This is a genomic window from Bombilactobacillus sp. ESL1094 (genome assembly GCF_058107425.1).
In genome coordinates, this window is record NZ_JBYLUM010000001.1 from 723,732 (window position 1) to 740,198 (window position 16,467).

General features: G+C 38.4%; 14 protein-coding genes. 6 read left to right on the forward strand and 8 right to left on the reverse strand.

All coding sequences use genetic code 11. From position 1 onward, the window contains the following. Positions 1-435 precede the first annotated feature (435 nt). Both nrdF and AC3B5S_RS03735 read left to right on the forward strand, forming a co-directional pair. Complete coding sequence (gene nrdF, locus AC3B5S_RS03730) at positions 436-1,404, forward strand: class 1b ribonucleoside-diphosphate reductase subunit beta (RefSeq protein WP_489774701.1); 969 nt, start codon at positions 436-438, stop codon at positions 1,402-1,404. Positions 1,405-1,742: 338 nt separating this feature from the next. Then, complete coding sequence (locus AC3B5S_RS03735) at positions 1,743-2,054, forward strand: ArsR/SmtB family transcription factor (protein WP_489757016.1); 312 nt, start codon at positions 1,743-1,745, stop codon at positions 2,052-2,054. A gap of 193 nt (positions 2,055-2,247) precedes the next feature. On the opposite strand, the gene AC3B5S_RS03740 is transcribed toward AC3B5S_RS03735, so the two are convergent. From AC3B5S_RS03740 to AC3B5S_RS03750, 3 genes are read right to left on the reverse strand one after another with little or no spacing between them, the layout of a single operon-like run. Then, positions 2,248-3,147, reverse strand: a complete 900-nt coding sequence (locus AC3B5S_RS03740; protein ID WP_489769270.1) for a ribokinase — start codon at positions 3,145-3,147, stop codon at positions 2,248-2,250. A gap of 3 nt (positions 3,148-3,150) precedes the next feature. After that, positions 3,151-3,819 (reverse strand): ribulose-phosphate 3-epimerase, encoded by a 669-nt coding sequence (gene rpe / locus AC3B5S_RS03745; RefSeq protein ID WP_489769271.1) that lies wholly within the window; start codon positions 3,817-3,819, stop codon positions 3,151-3,153. Then, positions 3,812-4,804, reverse strand: coding sequence for a LacI family DNA-binding transcriptional regulator (locus AC3B5S_RS03750; protein ID WP_489769272.1), 993 nt, complete (start codon positions 4,802-4,804; stop codon positions 3,812-3,814). The genes rpe and AC3B5S_RS03750 overlap by 8 nt, the downstream gene beginning before the upstream one ends. 171 nt (positions 4,805-4,975) lie before the next feature. Here AC3B5S_RS03750 and AC3B5S_RS03755 point away from each other — a divergent pair, with 171 nt between their 5' ends. Continuing rightward, positions 4,976-6,364, forward strand: coding sequence for a PTS transporter subunit IIC (locus AC3B5S_RS03755; protein ID WP_489790085.1), 1,389 nt, complete (start codon positions 4,976-4,978; stop codon positions 6,362-6,364). A gap of 63 nt (positions 6,365-6,427) precedes the next feature. On the opposite strand, the gene AC3B5S_RS03760 is transcribed toward AC3B5S_RS03755, so the two are convergent. Genes AC3B5S_RS03760 through AC3B5S_RS03770 form a run of 3 tightly spaced genes read right to left on the reverse strand, consistent with a single transcriptional unit; the run spans position 6,428 to position 8,130 of the window. Beyond that, a complete protein-coding gene (locus AC3B5S_RS03760) occupies positions 6,428-6,793 on the reverse strand; it encodes a DUF1634 domain-containing protein (RefSeq protein WP_489757015.1) in 366 nt (121 codons plus the stop codon). Then, a complete protein-coding gene (locus AC3B5S_RS03765; RefSeq protein WP_489757014.1) occupies positions 6,794-7,651 on the reverse strand; it encodes a sulfite exporter TauE/SafE family protein in 858 nt (285 codons plus the stop codon). It abuts the gene before it with no gap. After that, complete coding sequence (locus tag AC3B5S_RS03770) at positions 7,648-8,130, reverse strand: hypothetical protein (protein ID WP_489774700.1); 483 nt, start codon at positions 8,128-8,130, stop codon at positions 7,648-7,650. The genes AC3B5S_RS03765 and AC3B5S_RS03770 overlap by 4 nt, the downstream gene beginning before the upstream one ends. Positions 8,131-8,364: 234 nt before the next feature. Between AC3B5S_RS03770 and AC3B5S_RS03775 the strand changes: the two genes are divergently transcribed. The 3 genes from AC3B5S_RS03775 (at position 8,365) to AC3B5S_RS03785 (ending at position 10,322) form a co-directional block, all read left to right on the forward strand. Next, positions 8,365-9,699, forward strand: coding sequence for an amino acid permease (locus AC3B5S_RS03775; RefSeq protein ID WP_489774699.1), 1,335 nt, complete (start codon positions 8,365-8,367; stop codon positions 9,697-9,699). 232 nt (positions 9,700-9,931) lie between these two features. Next, complete coding sequence (locus AC3B5S_RS03780) at positions 9,932-10,156, forward strand: hypothetical protein (RefSeq protein ID WP_489757719.1); 225 nt, start codon at positions 9,932-9,934, stop codon at positions 10,154-10,156. Continuing rightward, the gene (locus tag AC3B5S_RS03785; protein WP_489757011.1) at positions 10,137-10,322 is read left to right on the forward strand and encodes a hypothetical protein; all 186 of its coding nucleotides are present in this window, start codon (positions 10,137-10,139) and stop codon (positions 10,320-10,322) included. Before AC3B5S_RS03780 ends, AC3B5S_RS03785 begins: the two co-directional genes overlap by 20 nt. A gap of 396 nt (positions 10,323-10,718) precedes the next feature. On the opposite strand, the gene nagA is transcribed toward AC3B5S_RS03785, so the two are convergent. Together nagA and AC3B5S_RS03795 are read right to left on the reverse strand one after the other, a co-directional pair. Beyond that, positions 10,719-11,879, reverse strand: coding sequence for an N-acetylglucosamine-6-phosphate deacetylase (gene nagA / locus AC3B5S_RS03790; protein ID WP_489790086.1), 1,161 nt, complete (start codon positions 11,877-11,879; stop codon positions 10,719-10,721). A gap of 129 nt (positions 11,880-12,008) precedes the next feature. Further along, positions 12,009-16,094 carry a hypothetical protein gene (locus tag AC3B5S_RS03795; protein ID WP_489790087.1) on the reverse strand — a complete coding sequence of 1,362 codons (4,086 nt, stop codon included), beginning with the start codon at positions 16,092-16,094 and terminating at the stop codon, positions 12,009-12,011. Between the last annotated feature and the right edge of the window lie 373 nt (positions 16,095-16,467).

The following is a 16,467-nucleotide window of genomic DNA, read 5'->3' on the forward strand; positions in this document are numbered from 1 at the left end:
CTAGATAAAGGACTTAAGTTTTGGTTTTTAAACTTGAGAACTTTACCGTAGCTAGACGCAAACTGCTGCTTCTGGGAACACAATTTAACCAAGTTGTGAGCAAAACCTGGTAAAAGACGTAGGCTAACCTAGATTAAACTTTTAAGTTTTGGTTTGAACTTGAAAGTTTAATTGTAGTTAGACATAGGCTTTTAGTTTTGCGAACACAATTAACAAGTTGTGGCAAAGAGCGTTTAAAAGACGAAAAGTTAACCTAAGCCACTAAAAAGTCTGCATTTGACTTTTTTAGTGGATGTAGTTAGATAGAGTCTTTTGCTCTTTGGAACACAATTTAACCAAGTTGTGACAAGAAGCGCTTAGCAGCTGCGGATAATCTGCCAAATTAAGTACTATGCTGAGATTCTCTGGAACTATTATTCTAAGAAGGGATTTATTATGGCGAAAACATATTATCAAGCAATTAATTGGAACCAAATTGAAGACCAAGTTGATAAGGCCACTTGGGAAAAATTAACCGAACAATTTTGGTTGGATACGCGCATTCCGCTATCCAATGATCGTGATGACTGGCGTGAATTAAGTGCTGTAGAACATACTGTCGTCGGTCATGTTTTTGGTGGTTTGACTTTACTGGATACCTTACAATCACAAGATGGAGCTGCCGTTTTACGACAAGATGCGCGCACTCCCGAAGAAATTGCTGTTTTCAACAATATTCAGTTTATGGAATCAGTTCATGCTAAAAGTTACTCATCAATCTTTAGTACGTTAAATACTGCCGAAGAAATTGAAGAAATTTTTGATTGGACGAATCATAATGAATTTTTGCAAAAAAAGGCCTACATCATTAATAATTTGTACCAAAACGGTGATCCTCTGCAAAAGAAAGTCGCATCCGTCTTTTTAGAAACTTTTCTCTTCTACTCTGGCTTTTATACACCGCTTTACTATCTCGGTAATAATAAGTTGACCAATGTGGCCGAAATTATTAAACTGATTATCCGCGATGAATCTGTGCATGGTACTTATATCGGCTACAAGTTCCAGCTAGGCTTTCAAGAATTATCCCAAGCAGAGCAAAGTAAGTTCCAAGATTGGATGTATGATTTACTGTATCAACTGTACGATAATGAAGAAAAGTATACTGCTCAACTCTATGATGAAATTGGCTGGACCCAGGAAGTTAACTGTTTCTTACGCTATAATGCCAACAAAGCTTTAATGAACCTTGGCCAAAACCCCTTGTTTGCGGACGGTAATGCAGAAAATGTAAACCCAATTGTAATGAATGGGATTTCTACCGGCACTAATAATCACGACTTCTTTTCCCAAGTCGGCAATGGCTATCTTTTAGGCAAAGTCGCCGCAATGAAAGATTCTGATTACGAAATCGGACGCAATTAAAATTGTCATAAGAAACTACCGACTTATACTTTTGACGCATATAAAGAGAAAATGTTCGTATTAATACGAGCATTTTTTTATTTCTGCTTTCCACCATATCGCAGAGCAAAAGATGATTAATTTAAAAAATTTCCACCCCGTAACTGAACAAATTTTCAACATACAAGAAATAAAACCAAATATAAAATAATCAATTATTGCGTAATTAATTATTTGTCAAAATTATTTTGATAATTTTGACTGCTTTTAAAAAAGGTACAATAATTCATAAACGATTGAACATTGAACTATGATAGCGCTTTAGTTATAATGAGTTTGCTAACAAGGAGGTTAACAAAATGACTTTAATTACTCATCCAGCTATTCAAACCATCAAAGTAGAACAAATTCTCAATGCTTTATGTGAACCCCTACGTTTACAAATTATTGCATCATTAAAGCAAAATGGTGAAACCCCTTGCTGTGAGTTCGACTATTTAGGTAAAAAAAATAATCTCTCACATCATTTAAAAGTCCTCCGTGAAAATGGTTTAATTCACGTGCGCATCGACGGCCGACAACGCTTCATTAGTTTGCGCAAATCTGAATTAGAACAAAAATTTCCTCATTTAATTGATACTATTATCTATAGCTACTTATGTAATATTTAAAGTAATCTTTAGGCAAAGCAGCCAAAACAAAAATGCTCGTATTATGACGTGATCTCTAAAATCCAAGAATTTTTTAGAAATCTATCATTGATACGAACATTTTTTCTTTTAGGCAATACAGAGATCAAAAGTTTAGATTGAAAATAGTTATCGCTAAGCTGCTAAGTAGCTTTTATATTAGCCCTTTCAATCCTTATAACATTTCATGCGCTGTGGGCATAGACTTTTGACCGCCCGTTCGACTAACTTTAATTGCTGCTGCCTTGTTACCATATTCAATTGCAGCTAATAAATCTTTATGTTGCGCATAGTGAACTGCCAACCCAGCGGCAAAAGTATCCCCTGCACCCAAAGTATCAACTGCTTTAACTCGATGAGCAGCAATAAAATCAATTTGCCCTGCATGATACACCAAATTACCCTGACTACCCATCTTAATAATGACATTTTCTACCCCTTGAGCAGCAATTATTTTAGCTGCTTGGAGTGCAGTTGCTTGGTCAACAACTTTGATACCAGTAATTTTTTCTGTTTCTTGAATATTTGGAGTAACACAATCTGCATAAGGTAAAGCTTCTTTAAAAAAGTTATCTGCCGGAGCGGGATCCAAAATCACAAACATGCCTTTCTTTTTAGCACTTTTTAGCGCTGACATAATAGACTCAGGACTAGTCTCCATCTGTAAGAGAAGTACTGGAGCATCAATTTCTGCCATTGCCTTATCAATATCAGCTGTAGTTAATGTTGCGTTAGCTCCTAAAGTCCCAACCATGGTATTTTCACCTTGGTCATCCAACCAAACAATAAAACTACCGGTACCTGTATCAGCACTTTGTTTAATATACTGGGGGTCAATATCAAAATCTTTCAAATTTTGAATCATCTGTTGACCACTACCATCTTGACCAACAGCGCCCATAAAAGCTAATTTACCACCTAAACGTGCTACCCCGATGGCTTGATTAGCTCCTTTACCTCCAGGTAAAGTTTCTACACTTTTAGCAGTCATTGTCGCACCATAAGCAGGGTATTTTTCGATCCTTGCCTTAATATCAACATTAATACTACCTAAAACCGCAACATCGTATTGCATTCTTTAATCCTCCTGTAACCATTCACGAGTTTTGTCTACGTTTTGTGTTAAAGAGCTTCCGGCATGGTAAATAGAACTGGTTCCGCCAACAAACCAATCAGCTCCCGAAGCTACGCAGCGTGGTATTGTTTGTTGGCCTAAATTGCCATCTACTTCAATGGCAACATTTAATTTGGCAGCTTGGATTTTCGATTTTAATTGTTCAATCTTAGAATACATTTCAGGAATAAATTTTTGACCAGCAAAACCGGGATTCACAGTCATTAAGACTACATAGTCAACTACTGGCAAAACATAATCTAACACATTCAAAGGGGTCGCGGGATTAATCGCCACTCCGGCTTTCATACCAGCATTTTTGATAGCTACCAAAGTTCCCTGCAAGTTATTAGTTGCTTCAGCATGGATGGACATCATATCAGCGCCAGCTTGTTGAAATAAAGTGACAAAACGCTCCGGTTGTTGGACCATTGTGTGAATATCTAATGGTTTAGTTGTTAGCTGCCGCACTGCTTGTACAAAGTCCGGACCCAAAGTAAAGTTGGGTACAAAACTACCGTCCATAATGTCGATATGATAATAATCAACACCAGCAGTATCCAATTCTTGTACATCACGCGCTACATTACCTAAATTGGTACACATTAAAGATGGTGCAATTTTTTTATTCATTATTGATCTCCTTGGGAGTTGATTCTCTTGAAATATATTTTGGTGTTAAAAGATATTGGTGTGACTCAGCTGATTGCAATAATTCTTGAATCATTAAATTAAAATAATCTGGTTGAAACTGTTGCACGGAGCTTAATCGCGGATTCGTATACTTACCTAAATCGGTATTATCATAACCTACTATTTGTAAATCTTGCGGTACCACTAGGTTATGATCTTGACATGCCCGTAGTGCACCGACAGCCATAGCATCATTAGAACAAACAATTCCCGTACAATGAAAATTGTGCTGCAAAAATTGATCAATTTGCTGATAACCACCTTGAAAAGTAAAGTCGCCATACAATACGGCTAGAGAGCGACCCTGACTTTCATTAATAGCCCGCAAATAGCCCTGGTAGCGATCCTTGGAACTTTGTTCACCAGCTGGACCAGATAAAAAGAGCAACTGCGCCTGTGGATTATTATTTAAAACTGCTTTAGTTGCTAAATATTCACCTTGAACATGATCAATTCCAATTGAAGCATAAGGATGTTCCAAATTTGTCCGATCAATTGTAATTGTGGGAATGCCACTTTGTTCTAACTGATCTAAATCACTACGCTGTACATATAAAGAGTTGATAATAGCCCCTGCTACGTAGTTATCTTGCATTGTTTCTAAATAATACTTAACTTTATCTCGATCGTCTTCACTATTGCACAAATAAATTTGATAGCCTCGACTATTAGCTGCCACTTCAATTTGCTGCACTAATTCACTAAAAAAAGGATTTTTTAAATTAGGAATTAATAACGCAATTAAGTTAGAACGGCGACTAGATAAAGCTTTAGCAGTACGATTAGGGCGATAATTTAAATCTTTGATTAAATTTTCAATTTTTTTCACCGTTTGGGGACTAGCTTCCCCTTTCCCGTTCATTACTCTTGAAACTGTTGCTGTAGAAACACCAGCCAAGCGTGCAATATCTTTTAAAGTTGTCATTTTTAAGCCTCAATTTATTCCGTAACCGATTACGGAAACTAGAATAGCGTTTACAACAAAATTTGTCAAGTGTTATTTAAATTTGCATTTTGGTTTCGAAAGCGGTATATTTTGTTTAATCTCAATTTACGTAACCGGTTACTCACAATTTCATAGAATTGGAGTAACATTATGATTAATACAATTCGTGCTGGTTTTAACTTTTTTATTGGTTTAGGCGGATCAGCCATGATGTTTTTTATCATTACTATCCTTGCCCTCTGCTTTGGTGTTAAATTTTCTAAGGCAATTGAAGGCGGCCTAAGAATGGCCACCGCTTTAACTGGAATGAGTGCCGTCATTTCATTATTGACTACTTCATTTGGTCCAGCCTTAAATGCTTTTGTTAAATCAACCGGCGTCAATCTAACAATTACAGATTTAGGTTGGGCCCCGCTAGCTGTCATTACCTGGGGATCTATTTATACACTATATTTTGCTTTTTTAGAGATCTTAACTAATCTCGTAATGCTCTTTTTAAAATGTACCAATACTTTAAACGTCGATTTATTTAACATTTGGAACGTGTCAATTCTTGGTTTATTAATTCATCACTACTCTGGTAATAACATTTTTATAACTTCACTCTTTGTTGTCATCATTGTGATGTTGATGTTGTTTAACGCAGATGCCATTAAACCGACCATTAACTATCTATTAAAATATGACGAAACTAACATCACTACAACGGCGCATCCATCGTTATTAATTATGCCTTTAGCCATGGTAATTAATAAACTCATTGATTTATTAATTCCTTTTGTAGATAAATTTGATTTTAACGCTGACACACTTAATGAAAAAATTGGCTTTTGGGGAAGCAAATTTGCTATTGGTGCTTATTTAGGAATCTTTATTGGTCTATTAGGTCACCAAAGTGCCGCTCATATTTGTTCCCTAGCCTTTACTGCTGGTGTTGCTTTAGAATTATTTGGTTACGTCGGCGATTGGTTTGGACCTGCAATTGAACCTTTGTCTGGTGGTATCCAAAAATTTATGAGTTCTAAACTACGTGGTCGAAAATTATTTGTGGCGATCGATTGGCCCATTTTAGCTTCACGAGCCGAAATTTGGGCAGTGGCTAATATTTTAGCTCCTATCATGCTAGTTATTGCCATGGTCTTGCCAGGTAATAAAGTTTTACCATTAGGTGGTATCATTTTGACGGTCTTAACTCCTGCATTATTACTGGTAACTCAAGGTCGTGTCATTAGAATGACAATTATCGGTACGGTTTTAGTACCACTTTACCTTTGGGGAGCAACTGCAATTTCCAAGTTTATTACTTCCACTTCGATTGCCATGGGTAACTTTCCTAAAGGCTTATCCAAAGGACAAATGTTTAGTTCCATTGATTCTGATCCCATTGAAAAATTTTTAGCAATTCTTTTTGGTAAAACTTTCAAAAGTTGGGATCCCAAATTGATAGTGATTTCTTTAATAGCAATAGTCGTTTATGCTTTAGTATTTATTTGGTATCTTAAAATTATTAAAAAAGTTCGTTTTCCAAAAGAAAATTAATTCACAAAAATAACCTTAAGTCAAAACAACTTAAGGTTATTTTTATAGTTCAGTTAAGTTCATCTACCGATTAGCTAGATAACCGCCGATCATCGCAAAAGCTAAAATTACTAAAACTAAAGTAGTAATAGCTACATATAAATAATCATGTTCCTTAAAGAAAGCATAAATGGAAACGACCACACGTAACACGGGGGTCAAAATCAATAAAAAGACACCTAACATCATCACGGCAAAAGGTTTGAATTGAATGATGCCCTGATAAATCGCACTAAAGGTGGTTGGATGACTCTGCCCTGGATAACCACTATTACCTTGAATTAACATCATCACAATCCCTAAAGCCATCACAATGACGGAAATAATTACCCCGACACGCAAAATTTTACCAATGATTAATTCAATATCCTGCATCTCATCTTTTTTCATTTAAATGTTCACCCCAAATCCCTTTAAGAACATTTGTAAACCTAAGTACAATAAAATTGGAATAAAGATAATCCGGATTACTTTCGGATGTAAATGCTGCATAATGCGACTACCAATCATCGCGCCAAAGACCACTCCTAAGGCTAATGGCACCGCAATATTTGGTAAAATCGTTCCGTTAAAGAAGTACACCGTCGCACTGGCCGCCGCAGTCACGCCCATCATTAAATTACTGGTAGCACTAGACGGCTTGAGTGGCATTTTCATAATGTTATCCATCGCAATCACTTTAAAAGCACCACTCCCAATGCCTAATAAGCCACTGGCAATGCCGGCAGCTAACATCATCAAGAAACCACCCGGAACGTTTTTGACTTGATAGTCCACCGGCTTTTGTAAAGCTTTATCATAGTAGCTACCATTTAGTCGCAATTTTTGCGATAAATAATCCGGTTGTACCTCTTGGTCACTTTTAGCAGATTTTTTATTCATGAGCTTTTTAATCATGTTGTAGCAAGATTGGAATAACAAAAAGCTAAATAAGACATATAAAACTGCTTTGGGGATAATCCCGTTTAAAGCCGCACCAGTTACCGCACCGACTGTCGTTGCAATTTCTAAGAACATGGCAACCCGTAAGTTCAACATTTCATCCTTTAAAAACGAAATGGTCGCTCCAGAACTGGTGGCAATGACGACGATAATACTGGCCCCAATCGCGTACTTAATATCTAAGCCCATCGCGATCGTCAAAATCGGTGTGACAATCATGCCACCACCAATACCTAAGATTGAGCCTAAAGTTCCCGCTAATAAACCAGTAATCAACATTATTAATAAATTACTTGTCGTAATCATGATTTCTTTGCAGCCTCTTTTGTTTGAGTTTGATTAGTAATCGCCTGTCGACATTGATCAATAATTAGTTGCACGATGGCAGCTTGTTGTTGCTGTAAGTCCGCAGCATCTGTGGCCACTTGATCAATCCGTAAGTGGGAAGCATTAATAAATTCACAGCTCGTTACTAAGTAAAACGCTAATTCTACTTGTTCGTCCCGATCAAAAAAATGACTCACTTTGGCAGCGTCTTGCCACGGCAAGTTCAAGGGACTGAGTTGTAAATTACAAACCACCGGAAAGCCCAATCCTTCAATGGTTAACTCCCCCTGCGCTAAATAACCACCATTTACTGCTTCTTCCAGTTGCTGGGTTAATTGCTGAAGCGCTGGCGTTACTTTACTGGCAGCTAAACGCTTCGTTAATTTAATCGTTTGCTGAAAAGTTTGATATTCTGCGTTCGCAATTTTATCTTGAAATTGCTGAATTGTCATTTTCATATAATAACCCTCTTTAATAATCAAAATTATTATATTACTGTGCTACGCTCGTTGCAATTATCACTATCTTTAGATAGATTAACCTGGCTGGTTTGATTATTCAGTACTCATTTAAATTAATTTTGTATGAATAAGCCAACAAAGTTCTCATACACTTTTCACTTATCATCTAGTTTGTGCTATGATATAGGCTTAAACAATTCGATTGTCATAGACCTAATAGGAGGATTTCTCATGACAGAAAAAAAGGCGCTCTCGCGCAGCCTATCAGCACGGCATGTCAGTATGATTGCCTTAGGCGGAACCATTGGTACCGGTTTATTTTTAGGTTCAGGCGAATCCATTCATAAAGCCGGACCATTAATTTTGGTAATTTATCTTTTAACAGGCGCGTTTGTTTTTTTAATGATGCGCGCGCTCGGCGAATTGCTTTTATCCGATACACATAAAATCATTTTTATTGATTTTATTAAAGAATATCTCGGTGATCGCTGGGGCTTTATCATGGGCTGGACCTATTGGCTAGGTTGGTTAGTGATTGCCATGTCCGAATTGACTGCCGTGGGTAATTATATGCAGTTCTGGTTTCCCCATGTGCCAGCTTGGATTTGGGAATTAATCTTTTTAGGTGCTTTATATCTTATTAATATCACGGCGGTCAAAGCTTTCGGCGAAACCGAGTTTTGGTTTGCGTTAATTAAAATCGTAGCCATCTTAGCGATTATTGCCGTGGCTGTGATCATGGTCTTATTTCATACCAAAACCAATCACGGTTACGTCGAATTTAGTAATTTGTGGCGCTTTGGTGCCACTTCTGGCAATCTGAAAGAAATTATTTCCGCCTTTCAAATGGCATTTTTCTCTTTCTTGGGTGTCGAATTTGTCGGTGTATCTGCCGCCGAAACTAAGGATCCCCAGGCGAATATTCCGCATGCGATTAATTCTGTCATTATGCGAATTTTGATTTTTTATATTGGCGCGTTAGCAGCCATCATGATCATTCAACCCTGGACTGACTATAGCGCGGGGCACTCACCTTTTGTCCAAGTCTTTGGTGGGATTGGGATTAAGGCCGCAGCCGGCATTATCAATTTCGTCGTCTTAACGGCCGCCGCTTCGTCGTTAAACAGCTCCCTGTTTACTACAGGACGAATGTTATATTCCTTATGTAAACCGACTAGTTATTTTGCTAAACTCAACAAGAATCAAACACCTATGCGGGCCATTTCTTTTTCGACCTTATTAGTAGCAGCGGTCGTGATTGTTAATTATATTTTTCCTCAAGGTGCGTTTAAATTAATCACTTCCATTGCTTCAGCCGGCTTTTTAGTTATTTATATGTTTTTAATGGGCACCCACGCCAAATACCGCCACTCTCAGAACTTTCAAACTAGCGAGCAACACTTTTTAATGCCGGGTGCTCCGATGACTGATTATTTAACCATTATTTTTATGTTAATTATTTTTGGTATTTTACTATTCACTCCCGAAACGACTTGGACCACCATCGCGACCATTGGTTGGTTCATCGTTATTTATCTACTGAGTTTCAAAGCCGTGAAAAAGTAAAGCACCTAACAAGTGGCAAAGTTTCGAATAATCTCGGAATTTTGCCACTTTTAATTATGTTAAACTAAAACTTGTAAAGTTAAGCTAAGGCAGTGGCTATTCCTGAAAGGTAGTGGTGCTTATGGTGTAAAAACTGTAAACCCAGACCCTAAAGGAGTAGCAATTTGTTTCATTTGAATGTCCACGATCTTTGCCAAATAATCAATACGATTATTGATGTGGCAAGTTTCGTTTGGATGGTCAAACAAAGCACAAAAAAGCTGAAATTATCCAGAAGATGAGTCAATTAGCGCAAACATTACCTGAATTTGAGATTTTATGTAGTATTCCTGGAATTAATGAATTAAGTGCTAATTTAATAATCGCCGAATTTAGTTTTTGTACCCTTAAGGATTTAGCAATCCTGTCAATCATTCATAATACAAAGGAGACTAATAATGGAAAACGCCAAAAATAAACAGACCGAAGCCAATAAGCGATGGCAAGAAAAAAATCGCGATCATACTAAATATTTAAGAAATCGATCAACTGCTAGGAGCTTTGTTAGAAAGTGGGCAACACTTGAAGATATTCAAGAATTGGAACAACTTATAGCAGAACGGAAAGAATTACTAAGCAAATAGACTTTAAAATGTGCTCTCATTGGTCGTTTGACAGACAGTTTCCATTTAAAGAGATTGAACTTGACAAATGTGGGCGCATTTTCCCATGATATTATATGTAGGTTGCGTCCCCGACACAGCAACAGTAGGGGGCGAAACTATTGTTTCAAAATATCCTAGCACCAATTATTGTTATTGACGCGAAATAAAAAGGCATCTAGTTACTGTCCAAGGAAACTAGGTGTCTTTTTTATTATTAAGTTGCGTAAAACTAATGTTTCAAAATATCCATATGCATTTTAACACAAATATCATATCAAACGCCGGCGCTGCTCTTTTTCAATTTAAACAATACCAGATTTAACCAAGAATTTCAGCTAACAGAAAAACTGCCACAAACAATTGTTACATAAAGAATTAAGCCTCTGCTTGATAAGCTAGTTGGCCATCTAAATAGGTAGCTTGCAATTTCATCTTTGGTGTTAACACGATGAAGTCAGCCGCGCGTCCTGGCAAAATAGCCCCGGCAGTTTGGTCAATGTGCACACTTTTGGCCGGTGTCGCAGCTGCCATTTGAATGGCCGCTTGCGGCGTTACCGTGTTCCAATCTACCAAATTTTTAATTGCATCATTCAATTTCAAAATGCTACCAGCCAAATTATGCGTTTCATCTTTCAACCGCGCCGTACCATCAGCCACAACAACGGGTAATTCTCCCAACATGTAATCCCCATCGGGCATTAAACCGGCTGACATACAATCCGTCACCAACACTACGTGTTCGGGCGATTTTTGTTTAATTAAAATTGCAGCCGCATTAGGATGAACATGGTGACCATCACAAATTAATTCAGCATTAACGTTGTTTAAACTCATGGCTGCTCCAACCATGCCCGGTTGCCGGTGGTTCAAGCCACTCATGCCGTTATACGTATGAGTAAATGTTGTGGCTCCCGCTTCCACGCAAGCTTTGGCTTGCTCAAAAGTGGCAGATGAGTGCCCTAATGCCACGACTACTCCCGTTTGACTCACAGTACGCGTGAATTCGACCGCGCCTTGGCGTTCCGGAGCGATGGTAATTTGGCGCAACAAACCTTGAGCGGCATCTTGCCAATCGTTAAACGTATCAACATCCGGATCGCCAAAGTATTTCGGGTTTTGAGCACCTTTATGTTCCGGCGTAAAGAATGGGCCTTCAAAATTAATGCCCGCAATTTTCGCACCCGAAATTTGTTGATAATTTTGCGCGATGGTTTGACAAATAGCCGTTAATTCCGCTTTGGAACCAGTAATTGTTGTAGGTAACCACGAAGTAACCCCACACTTTAACAAAGCTTGCGCCATGGCTTCTAAGCCCGCCGGATCATTATCCATAACATCGTGACCCGCCAGTCCGTGAATATGCGTATCAATTAATCCCGGCGCAATCCACTGCTGGTCGTAATCAAGAATCTCACCTTCTGGACGTTGGTCTTCTGGCAAGTACTGACCAAAGGTTCCATCAGCATTAATCGCTAAATAACCACCATTTTCAGTCGTATTTTTCAAAAAAAACTTGGCTGCGTGAATATATTTCATTGACTTAAACCTCCATTTGCTTGCCTTAATTGTAACGAGCTTTCACAAGAAAGTAAATTAACGCTAAGAAAAAGAAAATGTACGAATGAATCATTACGCAGCATTTTCTTTACTAAGCTAAATTTCAAATTAATTCAAAGTATTATTAACTGTCCAAGTAAGCGTGGACTGGTATTTTTTCGCCGCAGGTTGATCTTGCGTCGGTTGGAGATAAATCCCTTTCTTTGCTCCAGTCAAAGGCCACCAATTCGTGGCAAACTTCGCTGGTGAACTCGTGCTGGTACCTGTTTGAAAGACAGGCACATCCCCACTATTAATAACTTTGGCCACCGAACCAGCAGTACCATCTTGATAAATCAAATTAAACAAAGCATTACTGGAATCACAACGCACACCCACCGTGTAGTGGAAGGTGGCATTGGCAGGTGCTTCATATTTCAACTGGTAAGCGGTCTGCTTATTACTCGTATTGGCTGGACGATACTGGTCTGTCGTTTTCACCGAATTACGTGTATGGCGACCATAATCAATGTTGGTCGGAACCGTCAAAGTCACATCATATAGGTTATTGTACGTCAATGAACCCGAAGCACCTAAGTTCAATTGCTGCGTTGGAGCTGTAGCGGGGGCTTCTGGATCCGTTGTTTGTAAGGTTGAACCATGCAAAGTTAATTGCGTATCAGCTTTGGACTTCTGATAAGTCACCGGCGTATCCACTTCAAAACTCGTTCCGGCAGGAAAACTTGTTTGGGACAAATTAAAGTCTTTGGGAGTATAGGTCTTTTCGTAAGCAAAATTCGTTAACGTCTGGTCTTTTTGATTTGGGATATGCAAAATCACTTTTGCTGTTCCCTTCTGAATACCACTGCCATCATCGGCGGGTTGAGTTAAACGAAAATCCTTTAAACCGACGGTACTAATCTTTGGTTGATACAAATCTTTTTCCAGATAGTGTCCACTAGCCATATAGGTTTTGTGATCAGCGCTAGTCGTAGAATCTAGTAACTTGGTAGAATCATTTTGTTGATACAATTCTTTATAACCGTTAAAGCCGGGCACATTTTCGACATGATAGTTATATTGTAATAGATCTGATGTCGCCAAATTACCAGTAGCGTCCGGCTTAACATAAGGACTAAGGCCTTGTTGGTCATCACTGCCCTGAATATACAAAGTGTGATCACCTGGTGTTTGCGTCACTTGCCCAACGTCCCAAGTATGTTGGGCTAAGGCCGTCGAAGCTGGTGTAACATCCGCAGTTTGTGGCGTGGCTGTGGTGGTGTTCAGACTACCAGTGTCGCCTGCATCGTAACCTTTTAAATGAATAATATTCTTGTCGCTAATATCATCTTGATATTCTAACGGTACAGAAACTTTGTCGCCCAGCAATACCTTCGGTCCTTGATAAACGTTTGCTTTCGTAGCAGCTTTTTGGTTAAAGCCTAAATACAAGCTATTGATATCTACATTTTTAGCAGCGGATTCTTGGTTATTAGCAACAGCACTAACCTTAACTGTATCATTGGGTTTTAAGGTTAAAGGTGTAAAACCAGTTTGACCACTATTCTTATCGTTATAATTTTTCACTGCTTGGTCAATATCAAAGGAGAAGTCAGTTGTTCCCGTTGGCCAAGTAACAACTTGACCATTGGCTAAATATAACGGCGCAGCTGTAACTTTCTTGCCAAGATCCCAAGTGGTTGTGCCATCAGTAGCTGTACTATAAGCAATGTCGTCGTCGTCATTTAAAATATCCGGCGTTGACGGGCTAAAATTAGGATTATAACTCCCACCAGAAGAAGTAAAACTGCTGACAATATAGCCTTGTGTATCCTGCTTATCAGCATCTGAAGCACTCGCATCTTCATTTCGGACAGTTCCCAAATCATAATCTTTGACTCCATCATTAACTACCACTTTCAGCATCGGTGGATCCGGGTGAAAATCATCGGTTGAAGCATTTAACGACCCACTAACTGTGCGGGAACGCGGATCGATGACCGAAGTTTTCATGTGTTCCACCGGCCCATCAATTTCTGAAAAATGAATGTGACGGAATTCTTTAGAAAGACCCGAACTAGCCGAGGTTTGCATTTGATTCAAATAAGTTAATAATCGTCCAATCTCTGCCTGACTACCAGTTAAGTCTTCGGGTGTCGTCGCTAGGACAAACTTCGTCAAATCAATATAGCCAACTCCCCAACTATTAGTGAACGGAATACTGAGGTGTTGCATTGGTACGGGCTTTTGGTCATTGCTTGGAGAATCATTAAAGCCAAACGATACTGATTGAGATTTAGAATTCGTCCCACTGGCGGCCATTTTGATATCGTAAGCCTTGATATCCGTCGCCGCACTCGGCGAAACCATACTTGATGAAGTCCCCGTGTTATTACCCAGATTCAAATCAACACCTTGGGGTTTATACAAGCTGATGTCAGTAGTCCCTGTGACATTCAATAACTGCACATTACCAGAACTTGGTTGCTCAGGCGTATCCGCAATCTTTATATTAAAGTTTCCACCTTTACGCACATTTACCGTCGAAGCTCCTAACGTAAATAACCCTGAATTGCTGGCAGAGCCCAGATTATTTGCCGTAATATTAAAGTCCCCACGATCTAAATCAGCTTCACCACCAGCAAATTGAACTAATGGTTTAGTATCAGCCCCATCACTTTCCACATTAATAGCTTCGTCATCCGAACCTTGTTGATAACCGCCTGTGTTATAAATAATTTTTGAACCAGTACCGCCCATATAAAGCGCATTGGACGTCGTAGTTGTGGAATACGGATCGCTATAAGTAGCGGTCGTATCATAAGCACTCGTATCACCACTTAACTGTGCCATGGAATCTTTCATCGAATCATTTTTGACATCAATGTTTAAATGGGTCCCGGGATTTAATGTTAAAACACCTGTATTCATTAAATAAAGTCCGGAGGAACCGTTGGGGGCATCTTCCCCACTGCCGCGCGGATAGAGATTAACCTCTGCACCTTGTTTCTTATCAGCATCACTCAATAGCGTGGCATTTTTCGTCAATTCCAACACATTACCATCATAAGTCGAGCCATTAAATACCGCGTCTGGTTCAAAGGTAACATTCGACACCTGCATAACTTGTTGACTACCCCAACCTTGACACGTATAAACTCGTTGATCCACTGGACTTTTATAATAATATAAAGAATAAGCCGTCGTGTGCCCCGAAATATAAACATTAGATGTTCCACTAGCTGTCCACAAAAATTGTGAACCATAATACGTAACGTCGCGATAAAACTCGTTAGAAACACTTGCAGCTCCAATTCCTAATCGTACAAATCCATAATAAGTGGAGCCATATAACTTTAAATTGTCTAATGTTACATTATCGGTTTGTGTTGAAGTATTTCGGGCAAAACGTAAACTATAGTTACCTGCATTAATTTTCGGCGTACTCTGATCCGGACCATGATTACCAACAATCGTCAAATTATGATTATCGGATGAATCACCAGGACGATCTGCTAAAACGGTAAAATTGCCAGTACCTCCACCGGAACCATCTCCAAGAACATCAGTTACCCCACTTAAAGAACTATTAACAAAATTATACTTATTTAATAATGGATTATCCTTAAACACATCTGACGAAACAAAATCCAAGTCATTAACAATAATAATTCGCTTCACATCACTATAACTAGTACACTTATCGCTACCAGTACCTTCATTAACATCAACAGTATTGGCTGGTCCCGTGTTTTTAGTACCGTAAACCGCTAGTAAAAATTGCAAAACATTGCGTACATAAACGGTTTTTCCATCTTCATCAGAATCAATACTCTGGGTTCCGGTACCATCACCACCAGTAATCGCCCCTGGTTGAACATCTTTCGTGGCATCAGCATACATCCCATCACTAGGCCAGTTAATTTTGGAGGGGTCAATTTTCGAATAGCCTAACTCTTCGAGTTTGTCATCATCGCCGAAACCAGTTTCAGAAACATCTTTATCTGTTTCTAATAACGAACTCGTAGCACTAGTAATTCTAGAATTGAACCGAGCTGGCGTACCACCAGTCGCTGGCAAACCACTATTTAGTTGCGCCAAGTCTTGCTGAAAGCTATCCGCATTAGCAGCCCCCTGAACCAGATTCCCCTGTTCACCACAAATAACTGTCAAAGAAAACAACATCAGACTAAAAATCAACCGAATTTTTTTCATATTATCCCCTAATATTCTTGATTATGTAATATAATTAAAATTATTTTGCTAATTTAACAAAAATAAATAATGATCCCCAAAAATAGGTATCTCATTTATAATTTAGTTTTAATTACACTAATAAAACAATCATTATATGATAATATCATCATTATGCATGCTTTTAAACCATGTTTTTTACATTATTTATTTTTTTAGGCAAAAAATTAAGTCAAATCAAGGATAACAGCTGTTTCAAAAAGATATTTTTAAATTTAAAGTTATTTTTTTCAGAGGTGGATAACACCTTAATTAATTTAATTTTAAACATTAATCCCAATCATTGTGAAAAAAATAATTTTTAATTAATTTTAATTAGATGTTAAGCTTACAA

What these genes read in the sequence shown, in the direction of transcription:
- AC3B5S_RS03735 (WP_489757016.1), top strand. Translation starts at nt 1,743, where the DNA reads ATGACTTTAATTACTCATCCAGCTATTCAAACCATCAAAGTAGAACAA.
- AC3B5S_RS03755 (WP_489790085.1), top strand. Translation starts at nt 4,976, where the DNA reads ATGATTAATACAATTCGTGCTGGTTTTAACTTTTTTATTGGTTTAGGC.
- AC3B5S_RS03765 (WP_489757014.1), bottom strand. Translation starts at nt 7,651, where the DNA reads ATGATTACGACAAGTAATTTATTAATAATGTTGATTACTGGTTTATTA.
- AC3B5S_RS03785 (WP_489757011.1), top strand. Translation starts at nt 10,137, where the DNA reads ATGGAAAACGCCAAAAATAAACAGACCGAAGCCAATAAGCGATGGCAA.
- nagA (WP_489790086.1), bottom strand. Translation starts at nt 11,879, where the DNA reads ATGAAATATATTCACGCAGCCAAGTTTTTTTTGAAAAATACGACTGAA.
- AC3B5S_RS03750 (WP_489769272.1), bottom strand. Translation starts at nt 4,804, where the DNA reads ATGACAACTTTAAAAGATATTGCACGCTTGGCTGGTGTTTCTACAGCA.
- AC3B5S_RS03775 (WP_489774699.1), top strand. Translation starts at nt 8,365, where the DNA reads ATGACAGAAAAAAAGGCGCTCTCGCGCAGCCTATCAGCACGGCATGTC.
- nrdF (WP_489774701.1), top strand. Translation starts at nt 436, where the DNA reads ATGGCGAAAACATATTATCAAGCAATTAATTGGAACCAAATTGAAGAC.
- rpe (WP_489769271.1), bottom strand. Translation starts at nt 3,819, where the DNA reads ATGAATAAAAAAATTGCACCATCTTTAATGTGTACCAATTTAGGTAAT.
- AC3B5S_RS03795 (WP_489790087.1), bottom strand. Translation starts at nt 16,094, where the DNA reads ATGAAAAAAATTCGGTTGATTTTTAGTCTGATGTTGTTTTCTTTGACA.
- AC3B5S_RS03760 (WP_489757015.1), bottom strand. Translation starts at nt 6,793, where the DNA reads ATGAAAAAAGATGAGATGCAGGATATTGAATTAATCATTGGTAAAATT.
- AC3B5S_RS03740 (WP_489769270.1), bottom strand. Translation starts at nt 3,147, where the DNA reads ATGCAATACGATGTTGCGGTTTTAGGTAGTATTAATGTTGATATTAAG.
- AC3B5S_RS03770 (WP_489774700.1), bottom strand. Translation starts at nt 8,130, where the DNA reads ATGAAAATGACAATTCAGCAATTTCAAGATAAAATTGCGAACGCAGAA.